Annotated in this window: 2 protein-coding genes and 1 pseudogene; all 3 read right to left on the bottom strand. The window is 63.2% G+C overall.

All coding sequences use genetic code 11. The annotated features are described in order from the left end of the window. Positions 1–809 (bottom strand): outer membrane protein assembly factor BamD (locus WCB02_RS17195; protein ID WP_423959792.1); only part of this gene is annotated, 809 nt, incomplete at its 3' end. A 303-nt stretch (positions 810–1,112) separates the two neighbouring features. Next, complete coding sequence (lpxC, locus tag WCB02_RS17190) at positions 1,113–2,084, bottom strand: UDP-3-O-acyl-N-acetylglucosamine deacetylase (protein WP_423959790.1); 972 nt, start codon at positions 2,082–2,084, stop codon at positions 1,113–1,115. 350 nt (positions 2,085–2,434) lie between these two features. Continuing rightward, positions 2,435–3,048, bottom strand: a pseudogene (locus WCB02_RS17185) (cell division protein FtsZ); the annotation flags it as partial.

Here is a 3,048-nt window from a genome sequence, read left to right as displayed (position 1 = left end):
CCGCCGGACTTCACGAGATTATAGGCGTCCTTGTACCAGGGGCTTTCGGGAAAATTATGCCCGAGCACGGCGGCGGCGGTCTGCGCCTCGCCGACGATGCCGATCGCCATATAGGCCTCGGTCAGCCGCGCCAGCGCTTCCTCGACATGCCGGGTGGTCTGATACTGGGTCACCACGGTCTTGAAGCGGTTGATCGCGGCGGTGTAGTCGCGCTTTTCCATGTAATAGCGGCCGACATTCATTTCCTTGCCGGCGAGCTGGTCGCGGGCGCCCTCGAGCTTGGCCTTGGCGCTGACGGCGTATTCCGAGGTCGGATATTTGCGAATCACCTCTTCCAGCGCGGCGATCGCCTTCTCGGTCCGGCCCTGGTCGCGGGAAATGTCGGGAATCTGATCGTAATGGGAGGCGGCGATCAGATACTGCGCGTAGGCCGCGTCCGGGCTGCCGGGATGCAGGGTCACGTAACGGGTCGCCGAACCGATGCAATTATCGAAGTCGCCGGCGTTGTAATAGGCGTAGGCCGACATCAGCAGCGATTTGCGCGCCCAATCGGAATAAGGATGCTCGCGGTCGACCTCCTCGAACTTCTTGGAGGCAGCCTTCACATCCTTCTTCTCGTTCATCAGGTACAAGCCCTCATTGTAGAGCTTGTCCGCGGGTTCGTCGGAGAATGTCTCGTCCTTGGCGAAGAACTTGTCCCACAGCGCGCCGGTGCCGCAGCCGCTCAAGGGGATCGCGAGCGCAATCAACGCGCCGGCCAGCCTGAGCTGCCGGGTGCCGGCCCAAATCCTGCGTAGTTCGCCCGTCATAGGCTGTATCGGCATAAGCTTTGAACCCGACGTCTGTGATGCGCTCGTCTGTGATGCCGTGCTCGCCGCGCCATGAACGAGATCATGGGCGCAACAACTGCAGCGCCTGCGGCGCATACGATGCAACCGAGACCTCTGTAGCCGAAAAAGTTCCACCAACCAAATAGGCAGCCATTTCGCCGGGATTAAGGCGATGTGATCGTCTCGCGGTACGTCACGGGTTAGCACGGGTGATTCGAGGTCGAACGCGAACGCGTCGAAAGCGAACGCCAAGGGCCGCACCAGGCCCCTCAAAAGCGCGCTTCAGGACACGTCGGGACTGTAGGCCGGGGCGATCATGCCGCCGACCATGCCTTGGGCCGCCCCTTGGCCCAGCTCCGCAGGCGTACGGGACCGGCGCGCGGTTTCAGCTTCGACCACCCGCCACGCGCTGCGGTCGGCCATCAGGGCCGTCAATACCGCATGATTGAGCTTATGGCCGCCGCGCACCGAGCGATAGGCACCAAGCAGCGGCAGGCCGGCCAGGGCAAGGTCGCCCACCGCGTCCAACGCCTTGTGCCGCGCGCATTCGTCCGTGTAGCGCAGCCCCTCCGGATTGAGCAGGCGGCTCTCGTCGAACACCACCGAGTTTTCGAAGGAAGCGCCGAGCGCGAAACCCGCGCTCCACAGCCGCGCGACGTCGTTCATGCAGCCAAAGGTACGGGCGCGCGAAACTTCGCGGCGGAACCGTTCCGGGCTAAGGTCGAGCGTATATCTCTGGTGACCGATCACCGGATTGGCAAAGTTGATCTCGATTTCGGCACGGAACCCTGCCGCATAGGGGCGCAATTCGCCATGGGAATCACCGATCACAACCTGGACCGGCTTCAACACCTGGATGAAGCGGCGCTGGGCAGCCTGCGAAACGATGCCGGCCTGATCGATTGCGGTGACGAATGCCGCAGCGCTGCCATCCATGATCGGAACTTCGGGGCCGTCGATCTCGATGGTGGCGTTGTCGACGCCCATGCCACGCAGCGCAGCAAGCACATGTTCTGCCGTGGAAACCAGCGGGCCTTCGCGATCACCCAGCACGGTCGCAAATTCGGTCGAGATGACCGCCTCGGACGTCGCCCGAACCTCGCGATCGCGTCCGCCAAGGCCGGTGCGGACAAAAATAAAACCTGCATCGACGGATGCAGGTCCAATGGTCAAACTTACCGGCGAGCCGGAATGGACGCCTACGCCCGTCACCGTGGCTTGCGACCGAAGCGTGCTTTGCCGGCTGAATTTCATCTGAACTGCCCCACTACGACCCGCCCTTAGGACCGCATCGACCCCGACTTCGGCGTCGCATCGTCCCTCGGACTCCCCGAGTCGCAGCGACCATAATGATTGCCCCTATCAGCTCAATTCACGCTTCTTTACCGATTGTTACCCTATCTCTGCCGTATTCGCGACAAGGCTTAACCAAATTGGGGCATCGATGGAAACTATCACCGCCCGGTCAGATCACCACGAAATACATAATTAATGATTTAAAATCAGTTGCTTGCAGCAACAACACGGACCCCTTCACGAAGCCATGAAAAAGTCCCGGTTCAAGCAAACCGGGACCCTTTCGCGTCATCAGGATTGTTACAGAGTCAGGTCGCCTGCCGGCGCAGGAAGGCCGGGATGTCAAGATGGTCGTCTCCCTGTGGCGCCGGCGCAACAGGCGCAGGGCGGCCATGGGTGTCCAATCCCGACGGCGCCGGCCGGCGGGCATATTCGGATACCGCAGATTCGTTGGCCGCGAGCTGCTGCGCGACAGTGCGCTGCGGCTTCCGGTCCGGCATCGGCGGCATCGCAGGCATCGCCGGACCGGAGGAGCGGGCGGCTATAGGCGGCTCGTTCTCCTCGTCGCGGCGGCCGAGGCCGACATTGGCGAGGCGCTGCAGCAACGACATCCGCGTCTTTTGCGGATGGTCGTCTTCGGCGTCGCCGCGCGCCTGCCGAATCTCGGCCTGGGCCGGCATCGGCAGTTCCTCGAATTTTGGCATCCGTGGGGTGCGGACCGGCGCCCGCTCGGCCGCCTGCGGGATGAACGTTTCGGGCGGCGTCATCGTCTCGCTGGCCTCCGCGCGTGGGGTGTCGTGATCCGGAAACAGGGACGGCTTTTGTGCGATCGGGCGCACCATGACATCGCCATAGGAGGCGTGCTGCACCGGCGCGGGCGCCGGCGTTTCGACCGCAGCGGCGATCGCGGCCAGTGCCGCAC

It is taken from the genome of Bradyrhizobium sp. (assembly GCF_049581145.1).
Taxonomy (GTDB): domain Bacteria; phylum Pseudomonadota; class Alphaproteobacteria; order Rhizobiales; family Xanthobacteraceae; genus Bradyrhizobium.
This window is presented reverse-complemented; position numbering and strand designations above follow the sequence as displayed.

What these genes read in the sequence shown, in the direction of transcription:
- lpxC (WP_423959790.1), bottom strand. Translation starts at nt 2,084, where the DNA reads ATGAAATTCAGCCGGCAAAGCACGCTTCGGTCGCAAGCCACGGTGACG.